The 17,935-nt window shown below is 66.5% G+C and carries 14 protein-coding genes and 1 tRNA gene; 8 read left to right on the top strand and 7 right to left on the bottom strand.

What is annotated here, in order from left to right; translation table 11 throughout:
- Positions 1 to 57 precede the first annotated feature (57 nt).
- A complete protein-coding gene (locus QFW96_RS24465; RefSeq protein WP_093420650.1) occupies positions 58 to 411 on the top strand; it encodes a hypothetical protein in 354 nt (117 codons plus the stop codon).
- Between the two features lie 141 nt (positions 412 to 552).
- Positions 553 to 1,185 (top strand): VOC family protein, encoded by a 633-nt coding sequence (locus tag QFW96_RS24460; protein WP_281458064.1) that lies wholly within the window; start codon positions 553 to 555, stop codon positions 1,183 to 1,185.
- A gap of 75 nt (positions 1,186 to 1,260) precedes the next feature.
- Here QFW96_RS24460 and QFW96_RS24455 read toward each other — a convergent pair whose 3' ends face one another.
- Together QFW96_RS24455 and QFW96_RS24450 are read right to left on the bottom strand one after the other, a co-directional pair.
- The gene (locus QFW96_RS24455) at positions 1,261 to 2,220 is read right to left on the bottom strand and encodes a tyrosine-type recombinase/integrase (protein ID WP_281458063.1); all 960 of its coding nucleotides are present in this window, start codon (positions 2,218 to 2,220) and stop codon (positions 1,261 to 1,263) included.
- 58 nt (positions 2,221 to 2,278) lie between these two features.
- Complete coding sequence (locus QFW96_RS24450) at positions 2,279 to 3,631, bottom strand: M20/M25/M40 family metallo-hydrolase (protein WP_281458062.1); 1,353 nt, start codon at positions 3,629 to 3,631, stop codon at positions 2,279 to 2,281.
- Positions 3,632 to 3,750: 119 nt separating this feature from the next.
- On the opposite strand from QFW96_RS24450, the gene QFW96_RS24445 reads away from it, so the two are divergent.
- Positions 3,751 to 3,836: transfer RNA gene (locus QFW96_RS24445), tRNA-Leu, on the top strand.
- A 33-nt stretch (positions 3,837 to 3,869) separates the two neighbouring features.
- On the opposite strand, the gene QFW96_RS24440 is transcribed toward QFW96_RS24445, so the two are convergent.
- Entirely contained in the window at positions 3,870 to 5,363 is a 1,494-nt protein-coding gene (locus QFW96_RS24440) for a recombinase family protein (RefSeq protein WP_281458061.1), read from the bottom strand.
- Between the two features lie 417 nt (positions 5,364 to 5,780).
- Between QFW96_RS24440 and QFW96_RS24435 the strand changes: the two genes are divergently transcribed.
- On the top strand, positions 5,781 to 6,074 hold the full coding sequence (locus QFW96_RS24435; protein ID WP_343231406.1) for a tetrahydrofolate dehydrogenase/cyclohydrolase catalytic domain-containing protein: 294 nt from the start codon (positions 5,781 to 5,783) through the stop codon (positions 6,072 to 6,074).
- Between the two features lie 219 nt (positions 6,075 to 6,293).
- Here the strand turns inward: QFW96_RS24435 and QFW96_RS24430 are convergent, their stop codons facing one another.
- From QFW96_RS24430 to QFW96_RS24415, 4 genes are all read right to left on the bottom strand, one after another.
- Positions 6,294 to 7,127 carry an SDR family oxidoreductase gene (locus tag QFW96_RS24430; protein ID WP_281458060.1) on the bottom strand — a complete coding sequence of 278 codons (834 nt, stop codon included), beginning with the start codon at positions 7,125 to 7,127 and terminating at the stop codon, positions 6,294 to 6,296.
- A 182-nt stretch (positions 7,128 to 7,309) separates the two neighbouring features.
- Positions 7,310 to 8,731, bottom strand: coding sequence for a phytoene desaturase family protein (locus QFW96_RS24425; protein ID WP_281458059.1), 1,422 nt, complete (start codon positions 8,729 to 8,731; stop codon positions 7,310 to 7,312).
- Positions 8,728 to 10,554: a DUF3556 domain-containing protein gene (locus QFW96_RS24420; protein ID WP_281458058.1), complete on the bottom strand. Its 1,827-nt coding sequence runs from the start codon at positions 10,552 to 10,554 to the stop codon at positions 8,728 to 8,730. Before QFW96_RS24420 ends, QFW96_RS24425 begins: the two co-directional genes overlap by 4 nt.
- A gap of 79 nt (positions 10,555 to 10,633) precedes the next feature.
- Complete coding sequence (locus QFW96_RS24415) at positions 10,634 to 12,106, bottom strand: class I adenylate-forming enzyme family protein (RefSeq protein WP_281458057.1); 1,473 nt, start codon at positions 12,104 to 12,106, stop codon at positions 10,634 to 10,636.
- A 278-nt stretch (positions 12,107 to 12,384) separates the two neighbouring features.
- Between QFW96_RS24415 and QFW96_RS24410 the strand changes: the two genes are divergently transcribed.
- From QFW96_RS24410 to QFW96_RS24395, 4 genes are all read left to right on the top strand, one after another.
- Entirely contained in the window at positions 12,385 to 13,665 is a 1,281-nt protein-coding gene (locus QFW96_RS24410; RefSeq protein ID WP_281458056.1) for a PucR family transcriptional regulator, read from the top strand.
- A gap of 506 nt (positions 13,666 to 14,171) precedes the next feature.
- Complete coding sequence (locus tag QFW96_RS24405; protein ID WP_281458055.1) at positions 14,172 to 15,608, top strand: aldehyde dehydrogenase; 1,437 nt, start codon at positions 14,172 to 14,174, stop codon at positions 15,606 to 15,608.
- Positions 15,609 to 15,731: 123 nt separating this feature from the next.
- The gene (locus tag QFW96_RS24400; RefSeq protein ID WP_281458054.1) at positions 15,732 to 16,631 is read left to right on the top strand and encodes an SDR family NAD(P)-dependent oxidoreductase; all 900 of its coding nucleotides are present in this window, start codon (positions 15,732 to 15,734) and stop codon (positions 16,629 to 16,631) included.
- A 223-nt stretch (positions 16,632 to 16,854) separates the two neighbouring features.
- Positions 16,855 to 17,910: an alpha/beta hydrolase gene (locus QFW96_RS24395; RefSeq protein ID WP_485119556.1), complete on the top strand. Its 1,056-nt coding sequence runs from the start codon at positions 16,855 to 16,857 to the stop codon at positions 17,908 to 17,910.
- The last annotated feature ends 25 nt before the right edge of the window (positions 17,911 to 17,935 follow it).

Genomic DNA, 17,935 nt, shown 5'->3' with positions numbered 1-17,935 from the left:
CGTGACCTCGGCGTGGCGGGTCGGTGAAGATCACCGGGATTGACTAACGTGATCAGCGTGGACAACCCCGTCGAGCCGACCCGACGAGCTCGCCAGGTGCGGCACTGCGCCTGGTGCGGCAGGCGCGTGCCCGATTCAGGGCGGCAGGGCAGGCCGCGCCTGTACTGCGCCCAGTCGTGCAGGCAGCGCGCCTACGAGCGGCGCACGGCGGTGCAGCGCGGCGGACTCCCCGAGGACTCGGTGGTGCTCTCGGCCGTCGAGCTCGCGGACCTGCAGGACCGCCTGTTCCAGCTGCGCTGCGCGGCCGAGGACGTGGTCACCGCGGTCGACGACGATGCCGACCACGCGGACGTGCGCAAGCTCGCGGCCCAGGTCGTCGACGTGGCCGCCGAGCTCGAACGCCTCCGCTGAACACCGAAGGACCCGCCCGGCCGCAACGGCGAACGGAGCCCACTGCCGAACGGCAAACGGAGCCCGGAACGGCAAACGGAGCATTGTGACGACATGACCGGGTGGCAAGATGAGACGAACCCCGGCGGCGAGGAAACGACGGTGTCCGCACGTCCCGCGGTCCGCGGCTTGCGCCGCGTCGACCTGCTCAGTCCCGACCCGATCGATGCTGCCTTCTTCTACCGCGCCGTGCTCGACTGGTCCCCGGTCCCGGCCGGTCCCGGCCTGGACTGCTGGGTCGGCAACCGCCGCTGCGCGTTCATCCGCAAGCCCCGCGCCGACGAGGCCACCGGGTTCCGGCTGGTGTTCGCCGGGGCCCCGATGGACTGCTCGCTGACCGGCCCGGACGACGCGCTCGCGCAGGTCACCAAGGGACGCGCCCAGCACGGTCCGCTGGCCCCGGAACCGCGCCCGGGCGAACCCTGCTGGGCGGAGCTGACCACGACCGACACCGCCCGCGCCGACGCGTTCTGGGCCGACACCCTGGGCTGGGAGGTCCAGGACGGCGCCTACACCTCCGCGGGCCGGACGGTCGCCGGGCGCACCGAAGCCACCGGCGAGACGGGCTGGCTGTGCTACGTCGCGGTCGCCGACCTCGACGAGATCGAGCGCTACGCCGCCGAGCGAGACGGCGAGGTCGAGCGCCGCACCCACCCGGTGCTGGGCAAGACGATGCTGCTCACCGACCCGTGGGGCGCCCGAATCGGGCTCGCCGAAGCGACCTCCTGGGGCTAGGCCTTTCCCGGAGCCGCTGCTCCAGGTGCGGGACTCAGCCCGCGCCGCCGAGCAGGGCAAGCACCAGAACTCCTCTCAGCCGAGCTCGCCGAGGACCCGGTGAGTCCGGTTCGCCTTGACCGACAGCCGCTGCTCACGGGCGGTGACGTCGATGTAGGTCTGGCTGGAGTTGATCGAGGAGTGCCCGAGGAGCTTGGCGATCTCGGCGGCGCTCGCCCCGTCCTCGGCCAAGCGGGTCGCGAAGGTGTGGCGCAGCGCGTGCACCATCGCCCCGGGCTGCACCCGATCGGACACGCCCGCGGCCTGCAGCGACCGGCGCACCAGGTACTGCAGGCCGCCGCGCTGCAGCTTCTCGCCGCGGTGGTCGACGAACAGCGGCTCGGCCCCGGGGAGCCGGTTGCCGAAGCGCTGCTTGCGGGTGCGCAGGTAGGTCTGGATCAGCCCGTCGAGGCTGTCCTCGATCGGGATGGACCGGCTCTTGCCACCCTTGCCCTGCACGTGCAGCCGCCGGTCGCCGCCGCGCCCGGCCAGCGACGCCACGGTCAGCTCCAGCAGCTCCGCCGAGCGCACACCCGTGCACAGCAGCGTCGCCAGGATCGCCAGGTCCCGCTCCGGCCACGGGTTGCGGGCCTTCCGGACCCCGGAGGCCACCTGCTTGAGCAGGCGCTCCGGGGTCTCCTCCCCCTGCAGCGGCTTGGGCGCGGCCGGGGCGCTGCGCGGCTTGGGCACCACCTGCATCGGATTGCCCGCCACCGCGCCCTCGATGACGCCGAACCCGAACAACCCGTTCCACGTCGACCAGGCCCGCGTCACGGTCGCCGCCGAGCGCTTGGCGGCGAAGCGCGCGAACGCCGACCGCAGCACCGAGGCGTCGAGGTCGTCGACGGGCAGCCGGTCGGACGGCGTGCCGGTGAGCTCGGCGAGCTCACCGGCCACCGACTCCAGGTCGCGGCGGTAGGCGCGCAGCGAGTTGGCCGCCAGCTTCCGAGCCTGCAGGTGCTCCAGGTAGCTCTCCACCAAGCGCGCCAGGTCCACGCGACACCTCCCGAAACGATGATCAACTACGGGAGATCAAACCAGACGCCACCGACAGTCAGCTGTTGCGGATGAACCGGTCCAGCACTCGCACGCCGAACTTCAGCGCGTCGACCGGAACCCGCTCGTCGACGCCGTGGAACAGCGCGGAGAAGTCCAGGTCGGCGGGCAGCTGCAGCGGCGCGAAGCCGTAGCAGTTCATGCCCAGGCGCGCGAAGGACTTGGCGTCGGTGCCGCCCGACATCATGTAGGGCAGCGCCTTGGCGCCCGGGTCCTCGGCCAGCAGCGAGGCCTGCATCTGCTCGACCAGGCGGCCCTCGAACTTCGTCTCCACCGGCGGCAGCCCGACCCACTCGCGCTCGACGTCCGGGCCCAGCAGCTCGGCGAGCTCCCGGTCGAAGGCCTCCTCGCGGGCGGGCAGGATGCGGCAGTCCACGGCGGCCTCGGCGACCGAGGGGATGACGTTGTGCTTGTACCCGGCGGTGAGCATCGTCGGGTTGGCGGTGTCGCGCAGCGTCGCCCCGATGATGCGGGAGATGTTGCCGAGCTTGGCGACCGAGCCTTCGAGGTCGTCCTCCGGGAAGTCCCAGCCGGTGATCTCGCTGACCCCGTCCAGGAACTCCTGCACGCTGTCGCTCATGATCAGCGGGAACCGGTGCTGCCCGAGCTTGGCGACGGCCTCGGACAGCTGGGTGACGGCGTTGTCGGAGTGCACCATCGACCCGTGCCCCGCGCGCGCCCGCACCCGCAGCTTCAGCCAGCGGATGCCCTTCTCGGCGGTCTGCACCAGGTAGGCGCGCACCCCGTCCTTGAGGGTCAGCGAGTAGCCGCCGACCTCACTGATGGCCTCGGTGCAGCCCTCGAACAGCTCCGGCCGGTGGTCCACCAGCCACTGCGCCCCCTGGAAGCCGCCGGCTTCCTCGTCGGAGACGAACGCGAAGACGATGTCGCGCGGCGGCACGATGCCGTCGCGCTTGTAGCGGCGGGCGATGGCCAGGCTCATCGCCAGCATGTCCTTCATGTCCACGGCCCCGCGCCCCCACACGTAGCCGTCCTGCACGGCCCCGGAGAAGGGGTGCACGGACCACTCGGCCGGGTCCGCGGGCACGGCGTCGAGGTGCCCGTGCACCAGCAACCCGCCTCGCGACGAGTCGGCCCCGGGCAGCCGGGCCACCACGTTCGCCCGCCCCACCTGGTCGCCGGCCTCGACGTAGGTCACCTCGTACCCGACCTCACCGAGCTTCTCGGCCACGTACTCGGCCGCGGCCCGCTCGGGAACCAGGGTGTCGGCGTCACCCGTGTTCGTGCTGTCGATGCGGATCAGGTCGCTGGCCAGGGAGACGACCTCGTCCTGCGCCAGCGCCAACCCCGCGTCCTGATCACTACCGGAGATCCCGTTGTGCTCGCTCACCAGGCATTTCTATCACCCGAGGCGCAAACAGGGGGGTCCCTGCAAGGCCCTGTTGACCATGAGCTAATCTATTAGCACAACACAGCGGGAACACCCCGGAAACGGCGGTGACCCGAGATGTCCGAGTGGCGGAATGGCAGACGCGCTAGCTTGAGGTGCTAGTGCCCTACTAATGGGCGTGGGGGTTCAAGTCCCCCCTCGGACACTCTTTTACCCCACGGATCTTCTAGATCCGTGATCAGGGATCATCATCGCTGAAAGCTGATCTTCTCTCCCAGGACTTGGGGATAGGGTTCATGTCGAGCCCTAGGGTCATCTGGCCAGGTGCCACCATCGGTCCCGCGGTCGCGTGGTGTGGCGTCGGCTTGAGCTCCCAGCTTCCGTGACCGCACACCACTTCCAGCCCGTTGCTCGCGAGATACTCACCGATCTCCAGGCCCAGAGCATCCTCCGGTAGTTCCCACTCTTGCTGGCTAAGCAACCCTGGTAAGACATCGCGGAGATGGTCCTCACGGACGTAGACGTTGCGGGGTGCCTCCTCCGGCCGTGGTGTGGCGGTGGTGTAACCATGACGACAGCGATACCCCGCACGGCCGTGCACCCAGTGCGCATCCATCCGACGACCGCACTCACCACACACCACCAACCCGGCCAGCACATACTCACGCGTGTCACCGGTCTTGGTAGGTCGCGCGGCACGTACCCGCTGAACGGCGACAAACGTCGCCTCATCAACCAACGGCGCATGAGCCAACCCCTCGGATACCTCCCAGTCGTTCACCGAGTTCGCACGCACCGCCCCTGAGCCCCTGCCGCTTGCCCGTCCCCCGGCACCGTGGCCCTGGGTTGTCTGCCGGTTCCAGACCTGCCGACCCGTATACCGCGGATTCTCCAAAATCCCCCCAACGGTTCGTGCGATCCACCGCTGCCCCGCCCGGTGCCGATTCCGGACCTGATCCGCCCCGGCCGGGCACGGCACACCACGCTCGTTGAGCTCCCGCGCCAACGACGCCACCGACCGACCACGAGCACGCTCGGCAAACATCCACCGCACCCACGGCGCGGTCACCGGATCCGGCTCCAACACATGCACCCACCGCCCCCACCGCGCATGCACCGCGTTTGGATGCGGCCCACCATCAGCCAACCGATACCCATACGGCGGCCGACCACCCAGAAAACGCCCCTGCGACCGCACCTGGGCCGCCATCGACGCCTTCACCCGATACCGAGCCCGCACCACCTCGCGCTGCGCCTGCGCGCCCAGCAACGCCATCAACGCCTCATGAACCGGGCTGTCCAGCTCGACCGGCCCGCCGGCCTCGGGTAGCCAGACTTGCACCCCGAGCTCGTTTAGCCGGGCCACAACGTCTCGGAACTGATCACCATAGAAAGCACGCTCGTACTCACCCACCACCACCGCATCGAACTCACGGCCCCGATCCTCCGCCGCCGTCAACAGGGCGGCCGCGGCAGGCCGATCCCACCACGACCACCTCCGCGACCAGCCCTCATCAAAGAAGTCAGCCACGATCACACCGACACCCTCAACCAACTCCTCCGCCACCGCCCGCTGCCACCCACGCGACGTCCCCGCATCCTGAAACTCACTGGTCGACATCCGCCCATAAAACGCAAACCGCACACCACCCACAGGCTCCGCCACCGAGCGCAGCCCACGACGACGGCCCGCCACAGCATCCACAAAACCCGAACCACTCAACCCACCCATCTCGGCCCCTTTCCTCAAAGCCGAGACACACAACGCCCGCACCCATGACAACGAACCACCCCACGTCCACCCGAACAGAGCAGCCGAACCAACACCACCCAACCCAACAGCAGCCCCACTACCAACCGCTCTGCGGCTCCCAACTTCCCCACCTCACTTCGCGGGCGTTGTCTTGGTCGCCACCTAACTGCGCAGAGCCCACGCGATCCATCGAAGCGACGCAAACACCACCTCGATCAAATTCGATATGCACTGAACCAATCGCGCAAGCCAAATCCACGGCTACGTCACTTGACCTATCTGGGCCACGACGGTCGGCAAGTCGTGGTCCGGTCATCAGGGTGATTCCTCAGGATGGGCTGGTTTCAACCGTCATAGCAGGTCCGAAGCGCGTTCCGGCGACATCGCTCACGGTGGCTGTCTAGGGCAGCTCGGCGGACCGCGCGGCTGTGGTTCAAGGCGAGCCTGGAAGAAGACGTCCACCGTCTCCGCGCAGAAGGACTCGGAATCGGCCTCGCCACCGTGGTGGTCGGCGAGGAGTACAGCTCGGCCGCCTACGAACGTCGCCTGCGCCGCCTCGCCGACGAACTCGGAGTGCCCTACTCCCACCAGCACCTGAACGCGGATGCGACCCAGGACGACGTCCTCGCTCGGATCGCGCAGCTAACGACGATCCCGCGGTCTCGGGCACTCACGCAGCGCTCGCCGTAGATCATCGTGCTCCACGGTGGTGCGGAAAAGATCGAAATCACGACTTTCGGGCACGAGTTCTCTTAGGGATATGCGGGTACGTGGATGTCCCCGCGGCGTAGAAATGAGCTCGGCCGTGTCATTCGAAGAGCAAGTGCTCAAACCCGTCTCCAGCAGCAGAAAATGGAACACGAGGATTCCATCAAGTCCTCAGCGCATGATTCCGCGTCAAAAACGGCATCAAAGGAAAAGATCCGGCGACAGGTCGGCCTCGCTGGCCCCGTCGTAGGCGTAGGCCGACAGGTCGGTGACCCCGGCCGCTCGCAGAACCTCGGAGTCGATGTAGCACTCGCCGCTCCCTGCGGAGGTCGGCTGGGTCAGCAGCACCTCCGCAGCGTCCGCCATGATCTCCGGTCGGCGCGAAGAGCGCACACCGCCATCCCCAGCAACGACATTGCGCACCGCTGCCGTTGCGATGAGCGTGGCTGGCCACAGGCAGTTAGCGACAATGCCTTGATCCCGATATTCCTCCGCCAGCCCCATGGTCAGCATCGTCATCGCGTACTTGCTCGCGGTGTACGGCGCGTGCGCGGCGAACCACTTGCGGTCCAGGTTGATCGGAGGCGACAAGGTCAATACTCGCGGGTCGTCTGAACGGAGCAAATGCGGCAACGCAGAAGAAGTCAGGACGAACGCGCCCCGGGCGTTGACGTCGAGCATGAGATCGTACCGCTTGATCGGTAGTTCCCCGAAACCCTGGAGAGCGATCGCGGAGGCATTGTTGACGACGAAGTCGATGCCTCCGAATGCGTCGACGACTTGCGTCACCGCACCGCGGACTGCGTGCTCGTCCCGGATGTCACCGATGATCGGCAGAGCCTTCCCGCCAGCTTCCTCGATCTCCGCCGCTGCGGTGTGCACCGTACCGGGAATGCGCGGATCTGGCTCATCGGTCTTAGCGATGAACGCAACGTTCGCGCCCGCACGAGCAACGCGCACGGCGATTGCCAAACCGATGCCGCGGCTTCCACCCGACATCAGAACGGTACGTCCGCTCAGTGGCAGTTCAGCCATGTGCCTTCCCTTCGTGGAACAAGCGCCGTAGCGCCCTGGCATGCGATCGGTCGATCAACGTGCTCGGGACCCCCACACAAACCCGACCAGTCGACCGTGAGGCTCGAAGCGTCACCGATGTCGGCGACAGCTCAAGCACTTCGATTGCGTTGTCGATGAACTCTGCTCGTGCTGGTTCCCGCTCAGCTTCGGCGCTCCAGGTAATGCAGGGCTTCACGGGCCGCATGTGATCCGCACATGCCATGTGCTCCAGGACCTGGCGGAGTGGCCGCTGAGCAGATGTAGACGCCCGGTATTCCCGCGCTGTAGGGGTTGAGCGTCGGACGCGGCCCCAGGATCAGCTGAGTCATGTCCTTGGCGCCCGTGAGGATGTCCCCGCCGACGAAGTTCGGGTTGTGAACAGCTGTCGCAGTCGTCGTGCGCGCCGACTGGCCCACGATCCGATCGCGGAAACCCGGCGCGAACCGCTCGATCTGCGCGATGATCGCCTCGGTCGCGTTACCGGTGTAGCCGTTCGGAACGTGCGCGTAGGTCCATAGCGGATGGGTGTTTCCCACCGAACGCTGCGGGTCGGCGAGGTACTGCTGGCCGACGAGAACGAACGGACGGTCAGGCATGCGTCCCGCATGAATGTCGCGCTCGGCAGCGGCGATCTCAGCAAAGCTGCCACCGACGTGAACCGTGCCGGCCCGCCGAGCCTCGGAGTTGATCCAGGGCACTCCGCCCTCGACTGCGAAATCGACTTTGAAGGCTCCCGGTCCGTGCCGGAAATGCTTGTACGCGCGCGCTACCCGCCCTGGTAGTCGGTTGCCCAGGATGTCCGCGACCGCACCGGGCGCGAGGTCGAACAATGTCACGTCGGCTGCGGGCAGCTCCGACACGTCTCTGACTGCGACACCCGTCTCGATCTTGCCGCCGAGATCTGAGAGCAAGGCCGCCAGGGCGGTGGTGATCGACTGCGAACCACCGGCGGCAACCGGCCACCCGTGCCGATGCCCCGCCGTGAGGATGCCCAGCCCGATGGCGGAGCTCAGGGGCCTGTGCAGCGGCTGGTATGCGTGCGCGGCGACGCCGCCGAACAGAGCCTTTGCCCGTTCAGTCGCGAAGCAGCGGGCGATGGCCGAACCTGGGAGCACGGTGGGCAGGCCGAACCGCGCAAGTCGCAACGGATGCTTGGGCAGCCGCAGCATCGGCCCGGTGATGTCCTCGGCGAGCGCGTCGTAACCGGCAGAAGGTTGACTGAAGAGGAACCGCCACTTGCTTCCGTCCGCGCCGAGGCCGCTGGCGGTGTGATCGACTGATCGCCACAGGACGCCGGCGTCGCCACCGTCCAGGGGGTGTGCGCAGTCGATCTCCGACCAGCGCCACGACAGCCCGTAACGCTCAAGACCGAGACTGTTGAGAAACGACGAGCCTGCCGCCATTGGATGGAACGCCGAGCAGTGGTCGTGCAGCAATCCCGGCAGGATCCCCTCACCGGAGCGGGTACCGCCTCCGACTTCGTCGGCAGCCTCCAGGACCGTGACCTGCACCCCCGCTTTGGCCAGCGCCACGGCGGCGGCGAGCCCATTCGGCCCGCCACCCACCACAACAGCGGTGCTCATGCCGTCGTCCTCGGAGTGCCGTTGTCCTGAGCCTGCCCGCTTCGCTGGTGCGTCGTTGTTGCCGGCCGAGAGGCGCGGGACCACGTCACGGTCAGCGGTATCGGCCCGTTCGGCAACCAGGGCTGCTCCCGCACTGCGTCAGCCACCTTCCACGTCCCCCGCTCGATCACACCCTCTGCGACGTCGATGACCTTGTAGTGCTGGACCTTGCTGTGGATCGCCTGCGATTCGACCCAGACCACGATGAATTCGCCTGGTTCGAACTGGCACTGCTTCTGCACCGCGGCGAGCAGGTCCTCGTTGTGCAGGTGGCCATCACCGAAGTTGAACCCGACCAGGGAGTTGCACGCGAATTCAGCTTCGCGCACGGTCCAGCGGTCGATGTCGGGAATGTGCGTGTACAGCAGGGAGAACAGGCCGCGGCCCTGGCTGTGCAGCGACCGCCACCCGATGGTCTGCTGCAAGGTGATCTCAGCGACCTTGGGCGGGTAGCCCATCATTTCGAGCTGCTCGATCTGGTTCGTCGTGGGCCTCTTCACGCCGTTGAGCTTGGCCTCAGCGCCCGGCGCGAAGGCCCACAGCGCAGATGCCCAGTTACCGGCGTACTGGCGCATCGACGGCAGGAACGACACCAGGTCCGGGCGCAGGTTCCCCAAGATCGGGAAGAACGCAAGGCCGGCGACAATTCCGGCCGCCAGCCATGGCGACGACATGTCCCACACGGCGTGATCCTGCCAGTTGGGGAAACCCAGGAACAGGACCACCGCGGCGTAGGCGAACAGGACGTTCCACTCCAGCGGCACAGCCAGCGGGAATGTCGAGGTGATGAACACGTGGAACAGCACCATCAGGGCGACAGCGCCGAGAGTCACCCAGTAGTTCGTCGAGAACAAGAGCACGAGTGGTGTGATGATCTCCACGCAAGTCCCACCGACGTGAGCCATGAAGAGGGCGAGGCCCGAGGGGCGGATGTCGCGTGGGAAATCACGGTAGTGCGCCCGCTTGATCCATCGGCTGGGAATGCAGGGGCTGTTGCTGACCATCGGAGGGACGACGTTGGAGAAGTGGTGGCCGAACTTCGACACCCCTGCCCCGACCCACACGCTGATGATCAGCAGCTTGAGAGCGATCACCATGTCGCCGAACGGAAGGACGGCGAAGAAGAGCATTGCCGGCAGGTACTGCTCGCTGCGGGCGGCGATGAAGATCGTCTTGTCCCGGAGACCGGCGACGACGAGCAAGACAGCCGCTGAGATCACCGGGACCGCGTTGACCAGCCCCGTCGTGTTTCCGGGCAGCACGGCGGACAGCGATTCACTCGGCACACCGGGTTGCACGATCGCCACGATCAGCGAAGCGAGCAACCCCAGGTAGACGACGACGTCGAAGCCCGTTCGCCGGTCACCGGAGGTGAACGGGACCCGCCGCCATGGGCGCAGGCGGATCGTGCCGGGACGAGCCCAGAACAAGATTCCCCCGGTCATGGGCTTGAACTTGCCGGCCAGCGGCCCCCACGACCCGCAGACACCGACGGCCTCGAGGAGCACCGTCCACAGGACGAGCTTCTGGTACACGACCGGCTCGTCCCACCAGGCGAGGACATCCCAGAACGGCCCAGCACCTGATGTCCAGGTCGCCAGCGCTGTTCCACCCAGGATGTAGAGCAGCAGCACCTTGAGGCCGTAGGTCGTGTGAATCATCTTCGGCGACCCGAACCCGTACTCGACCCAGTGCAGGGCCAGCGTCTTCATGCGTTCCCGCAACGGTTTGTCGAGAAAGGTCTCGACATCGACAGGAGGGAAATCGGCCGTCTTGAACCCCATCATCAACTCCTTTGGTGGCATGGGGACACTGCCCCACCCATGCACCTTTCGCATGGGCGGAAATGGTCGTGGCACGGTTCTAAATCAGCTCGCTTTTCGCAAAACGCTTCCGGAGAGACGGCTTATCAATCTTGCCCACCGGGTTCTTGGGCAAGGAATCCACGATAATAATCTCGGCAGGAAGTTTGAACTTGGACATCATTCCGACCAGGCTGTCGCGAATTTCTCCCTCGTCGAGGATCGCGCCGCTGGCCGGGGAGACGACCAGCACGGGTTCCTCGCCGAGAACCGGGTGCGGACGGCCGACGACGGCCGCCTCGAACACCTCAGGCAACTGGTAGACGACGTTCTCGATCTCTTTGGGATAGATGTTCTCGCCGCCGCGGATCAACATGTCCTTCGCGCGGTCGACCAGGGTGAGGTAACCGTCATCGTCCAGATACCCGATGTCGCCGGTCCGCAACCAACCGTCGGTGACAGTCGCGGCGGTCTCCTCGGGACGGTTGAGGTAGCCACGCATCACGTTCGGCCCGTGGATGAGCACCTCACCAGGGCCACCGCTGTCCAGGTCTTCCCCATCAGCGTTGACGATCCGGACCGACTGGCCCGGCAACGGGAGTCCAACGGTGCCGGGCTTGCGAATGCCGCGAAGCGGATTGACCGTGCTGGCACATGTCCCCTCGGACAAACCGTAGCCCTCAACGATCGGCACGTCGAACCGCCGTTCGAATTTGTTGAGGAGCTCCACGCTCGCTGGCGCGGCGCCGCAGACCGCGAACTCAAGAGAGGACGTGTCCGGCGCGACGCCACTGGGCAGATCAGCCAGTTTGGCGTAGATCGTGGGAACGCCCGAGAAGTAGGTTGGGCGGGCTCGCTCGACACGGTCGAAGAACGACGCCGGGTCGAACCGTCCCGCGATGGTGGCCCGGCCTCCCGCCAGCAGCGGTGACAGGATGCTCACCACGATGCCGTTCACGTGGAACAAAGGCAGGACCAGCAAGCTGTGCGATCCACTGTCCAGGCCGAAGGCCTCGATCATCATCGTGCACATCGCGCCGAGGTTTCCGTGGTCGAGCATCACGCCCTTGGGGCTGCCCGTGGTGCCGCTCGTGTAGATCAGCAGGGCTAAGTCCCGGGAATCCAGCTCCTGTTCCGGGGCATTGGCTGCCGCGCCCGGATGAGCTGCCAGGTCGGTGATCGCCTCCACCGAGTTCGGTATCTCAGCGAGGTGCTCCGGGACCGTGACGACGACCTTCGCCGCCGAATCGTGGAGCTGATGAGCGACCTCACCTGCGGCCAGTGATGGGTTGACCGGTGTCACCACCGCGCCGACATGCCATGCGGCGAACAAGCCCACCACGAATGATGTGCTGTTCGGCATCATAATTGCGACCACGTCTCCCGAAGAAATCCCCCTAGAACGCAGTGCAACTGCTGCCAGTGCGACCGCCGACGCGAATTCGGCATTCGTCAGGTCGACCGATTCATCGGCGATGGCCGGTCCGTGGGGGTCCTGCGCCGCGCGCCTACCGGGCAAAGTCTGGAGAAGCATGAAAACTTCCTGGTGACCTCGTTGTAACCGTGACAACTCGACGATACGAAGCGACCTGTGATCCGCACCATGTCTTGCCATCATGAAGAATCTCGGAGTCTTCGTCTCCGGGAAACAAAAACGGACGGGAGGAACCTGGCCCTGCAAACCCCGAGCTGACCTCTGGCCAAGGTCGAAGCAGGTCAGGTGGGCTGCCACCTCGACTGCGTAGTTGACCCGGCACGACTACCGGGTGTCGTAGTTGACCTGGCGCGACAACCGCGGGCTACCGTTGTTCGATGGGGACAGGGATGGAGCACGCCGACCAGGACGTCGTAGACCGGTGGGCGGCCGCCGTGGCGGCCGAACTCAACCGCCGTCTCACCACCGAAACCCTGGCGATCAAGAAGGTGCTCGAAGCAAGCATCACCGAGCTCCGCGGCGATGCGCGGCTGCTCGAACTTCTCGGCGCGAGCATCGAAGGCAACCTCGACACCATCCTGCACACGCTCCAGCACAACATCGCCGCGGAACACCTGGAAGCCCCCGCTGCGGCCATGGAGTACGCACGACGCCTCGCCCAACACGGTGTCCCGGTCAACGCGCTCGTGCGGGCCTACCGGCTCGGCCAGAGGACCTTGCTGGACATCGCACTGTCCGAGGTGGAGGTCACGAACCTCGATGCGAACCTCCGTCTGTCGGTGGCGCATCGCATCGTCTCCGTGGTCTCCGACTACATCGACTGGATCTCCCAGCAAGTGGTTGACGTGTACGAGCACGAGCGAGAGCGGTGGCTCGCCACCCGCAGCAGTCTCCGCACCGTGCGAGTGCGCGAACTCCTCCGCGAGGAGGACGCGCCGGCTCCGGAAACCGAAGCGGACATCGGGTATGCGATGGGGCAGCAGCACCTCGCCGTGATTCTGTGGCTTCCCGACACCGGCAAGGAGCGCATCGCGGATCTTGAACAAGCCGCGCACGCCATCGCGCACTGCGCAGGGGCTCGACGGTCTCCGCTGTTCGTCGCGTTCGACAGAGTTTCGGGCTGGGCATGGATCCCGCTGGGTGGACGGTCCACCATCGATCGTTCCCAGATCCGCAGTTGCGTGGCCGAACGCGCCGACTCGCTCTCGGTCGCCGTCGGTACCCCGGCACACGGCCATTCGGGGTTCCGCGAGAGTCACCAGCGTGCCCAACTCGCGCACGACATCGCGCTCCTCAGCGACGCTGCTGATCGCCGCATCACGTTCTACGACGAGCCCGGGCTGCCGACGATCGCCCTGCTCAGCAAGAACATCGAGGAAACGAAGAGATGGGTCGCAGAGATCCTCGGGCCACTCGCGGCCAACACCGACAGCGCCCAACGGCTCCGGTGCACCCTGAGAGAGTTCCTGTCCAGAGGATCGAGCCACAAAGCTGCGGCCGAAGTGCTGAACCTGCACTACAACACGGTGAAATACCGCATCAAGAAAGCAGAGGATGAACGCCGACGTCCAATTGGGACGGACAGGTTGGACGTCGAACTGGCGCTACAGGCCTGTCAGTGGCTCGGCAAGTCGGTGCTCATGACCGAGCAGGACTGATCAGCACTGTACTGCCCGGGAAGTTCTCATCGGTCACCTACGAAGTCGCGGCCGGTCGGACTTGATCGACGCCAGTGGCTATGGGGTCGAAGAACACTCGTACGGCGCCGAAGCGATCAAGTTCGAGGCGTCCCGAACCACCGAACTCCAGCAGAAGCGCCATGCTGAGGGGTCGCGTCTCCACTGCCCTGGACTCATGCTCGTCGAGCGGTCCACCTCCGGCGATGCGACGGTGAGCAGTGATCCTATTGCCTCCTCCGAAGCCGTATTATATATTTTTTTCGAATCTGAGCAGGACGGGACTTCGCTCGGTCCCTGCACGAGGGCTGTTGCTTGGCCGTAGAGGATTCGGCGGCATCAGATCGGACCGGCTCGTCGAGTCCGGCCCGGTCGCGCGCATGTCCCAAGCCCGGGAGAGGTGGCCGCCATTGCCTCTCCACATCCTGCCCGACGAGCAAGGTCCGCCGCACCACTGGCGCGCGCCAAGTCGCGAGAGGAAATCCTTCATGACCGTGGTAGCCGATTCCCGGCTCGAGATGTATCTGTCCGGTGCGCGGGTCCCCGCGCACTCGCAGGCCGCCATCGACGTGATCGATCCGGCGACAGAAGAGGTCATCGGCCACATCGCCGACGGGGACGCCACCGACGTCGACCGCGCGGTCCGGGCCGCGTCCGATGCGCTCCCCGCCTGGCGCGAGCTGACACCCGCCCAACGGGCTGGGTTCTTGCGAGCGATCGCGGACGAGTTCGAGCGCCGCATCGACGAGATGTCAGAGCTGGTGTCCCGGCAGAACGGCACCCCCATCGCCCTGGCCGGGGCGATGCAGGCCATGGTCCCGGAGAACTACCGCTACTTCGCTTCGCTGGCCGACGCACTCGAGACGCGGGAACGACGGGCCACGGTCGGCGGTGACGCGATCATCACCCGCGAACCGGTCGGCGTCGTCGGCGCCATCGTCCCGTGGAACGGGCCGCAACCGCTCACCGCGTGGAAGGTGGGACCGGCACTGGCCGCGGGCTGCACCGTGGTGCTCAAGCCCGCCCCGGAGACGTCGCTCGACGCGCTCCTGCTCACTGAGGTCTTCGACGCCGTCGGCCTGCCACCAGGGGTTATCGGCGTCGTCACGGGTGGGCGGCAGACCGGGGCGGCACTCGTCGAACACCCGACGGTGCGCAAGATCGCGTTCACCGGATCGGCCGCGGCAGGCAAGGCGATCGCCGCCACCTGCGGCGCAGGACTCAAGCACGTGACGCTCGAGCTCGGCGGCAAATCGGCAGGCATCCTCCTCGACGACGTCGACCTCGACAGCTTCCGCCCGTTCGTCCTGTCGGCATGCACTCCCAACACCGGACAGACCTGCCGCGCGCTGACCCGCGTGCTGGCCCCGCGCGCACGGTACGAGGAAGTGGTGCAGTTCCTCGCTGATGCGCTGCGCGCCATCCCGCTCGGCTCCCCGTCGGACCCGGCGAACCTGTACGGCCCGCTCGTCAACGCCGCACAGCGCGAACGCGTGGAGGCCTACATCCGCATCGGCGTCGAGGAAGGCGCAGAGGTCGTGACCGGCGGCGGCCGACCCGCCGGATTCAACTGCGGGTACTACGTCGAGCCCACGCTGTTCCGGAACGTCACCAACGACATGCGCATCGCGCGCGAAGAGATCTTCGGCCCCGTGATCGCCGTGATGCCCTACGACACCATCGACGAGGCGGTCGCCATCGCCAACGACTCCGAGTACGGACTGGGCGGCGGCGTGTTCTCGCCGGACGTCGAGCGCGCGACCGCGGTCGCGGAGCGGATCGAGTCCGGCACCGTCGGCGTCAACACGGCGACGTTCCCCATGGACGCACCGTTCGGCGGGATCAAGAACAGCGGGCTCGGCACTGAGCTGGGGCCGCATGCCCTCGACCCGTACCTCACCTACAAGACCATCTTCAGACCCTGACCCCTGACGACCACGCAACGGGACTAGGCCACCCTTGACTGAGAACATAATATATACAATATTTCGTTGGCTGCGAGCAGAGATCCCCGTCGCTGGCCTGAAGACAACAGGGAGAAGCCGAAGATGATGCGGTTCGATGGCAAGGTGGCACTGGTAACTGGTGGCGGGCGCGGCCTGGGACGTTCGCACGCCCTGCTCCTCGCATCGCGCGGGGCTTGTGTGCTCGTCAATGATCTGGGTGGCGACACGCTCGGGTCGGGCTCCAGTTCGCGCCCGGCGGACGAAGTCGTCGCCGAGATCAAGGAGGCCGGCGGAGAGGCCGTGGCCAACCACGATGATGTCGCCACCAACGCAGAAGCAGTAGTGCAGGCCGCGATCGAGGCGTTCGGCAAGCTCGACATCGTCGTGAACAACGCCGGCATCAACGTCCCGGCCACGATCGGCTCGGCCGACATCGTCCACCAGATCAGGCGCCAGATGGAGGTCAACTTCTTCGGCACCGCCGCTATCACCGCCGCTGCGTGGCCTCACCTGATCGCCAGCGGCTCCGGCCGCGTCGTCAACACCGCGTCGCCGACCATCGTCGGGTGGGAGGGCCAGACCCCTTACGTCACCTCCAAGGCCGCCATCTTCGGGTTCACCCGGTGCCTCTCCCTGGAGGGCAAGGAGGTGGGCATCCGCGTGAATGCGATCGCTCCGACCGCATACAGCCGCATGGTCGAGGAAGCCGACCTCCCCGACTCCCTCAAAACAACGCTCAAGGAGAGCATGACCGCGTCGATGGCTTCGCAGATGGTCGCCTACTTCGCTCACGAAAACTGCTCCGTGACCGGCGAGACCTTCCTGACTCAAGGCGGACTCATGCAGCGCATCGCTCTCACGATGAACGAAGGCTATGCCAACCCTGCTACGACCCCTGAGGACATCGCCGAACACCTCGACACGATCGTCGACGACGCAACGAGCAAGCCGCTCGGCATCGTGGGCAGCGACGGAGAGGTCTCCCTTCTCGACATCCTCTAGGTCGGTCCCTCCGAGGCTCGGTCCCGCTTGACGCTGACAGGGGTGCGTGCAGCGCCGGAGGCAGTGTCGCGCATCGCCGACGAGGCGGAGTGCGTGCCATGGCGCTCAACGCCTTGAGGAGCCCGAGGTCTGACGCGTGCAGCTCTTGATTCGCTGCCATGGCACACCGAAGACCCGCGAACGATCGTGAGTACGCACCATTCCGCACTCGGCTGGCGGAGGGATGGGGGGATGGTTTCTTCCCAGGAGGGAGCCGTCCCTTCTCGCACTCTCCATTCCGAAGCACAGTTGGAGTCACGGGGAGACAGACGAACCTCCCCTGGCCGGGAAGCCGACACGGCACCGCGCCACCACTTCAGCACCATTTCGAGGTTTGTTTTTCATGAAGACCGATGTGCGCTTTTCGAGCGGCGACCTGATGCTCGCGGGACACCTCTACACCCCTGACACCACGTCGTCGGAGCGGTCGCCGGCCATCGTGGTCGGTCATCCGGCCACTGGCGTCAAGGAGCAGACTCCCAGCCTGTACGCGCAGCGCCTGGCAGACCAGGGCTACATCGCCCTGACCTTCGACGCCGCGTACCAGGGCGACAGCGAAGGCCAGCCGCGCGGGCTGGAAGATCCGTTCCAGCGCGCCGACGACTTCCGCTGGGCCGTGTCCTACCTCGCCAACCGCGACGATGTGGATGCCGAACGGATCGGCGTGCTCGGCATCTGCGCCTCCGGCGGCTACGTGCCCTTCGCCGCACAGACCGACCACCGGATGAAGGCCGTGGCAACCGTCAGCGCGGTGGACCTGCCCGGCTTCTTCCGCGCAGGCGACGCGGACGGTTTCAACGAGCTGGTCAAGCAGTCGGGTCAGGCGTACAGCGACGAGGTCGCAGGTAAGCCGGTTCCCATGGTGCCTGCACTGCCGGAGACCGCGGATGAGTCGACGCCGGAGTCTGTGGCGGAGTTCGTCGACTACTACAAGACGCCGCGGGGGCAGCACCCCTGCTCGACCAACGCGTGGGCGCTGCGCAGCGCCGCCCTGCTCGACCAGTACGACTCCTACGCGCAGGTCGACAAGATCGCCCCGCGGCCACTGCTGATGATCGCCGGCACCAAAGCGGCGACCCTGCCCTTCAGTGAGGGCGCGGTGGCCAAGGCCGGCGACAACGCCGAGCTGCACCTGATCGAAGGCGCCACGCACGTGGACCTCTACGACAAGGACGAGTACCTCACCCCAGCTGTGGCCAAGCTGACCGAGTTCTTCAACCGAAACCTGGTCAAGGCCTGACACGGAGGCGCGTCGGTCGCGGCAC

Source organism: Saccharopolyspora ipomoeae, from assembly GCF_029952525.1.
Lineage (GTDB): Bacteria > Actinomycetota > Actinomycetes > Mycobacteriales > Pseudonocardiaceae > Saccharopolyspora > Saccharopolyspora ipomoeae.
The sequence above is the reverse complement of the archived record's forward strand: the minus strand, read 5'-3'. Positions and strand labels throughout refer to the sequence as shown.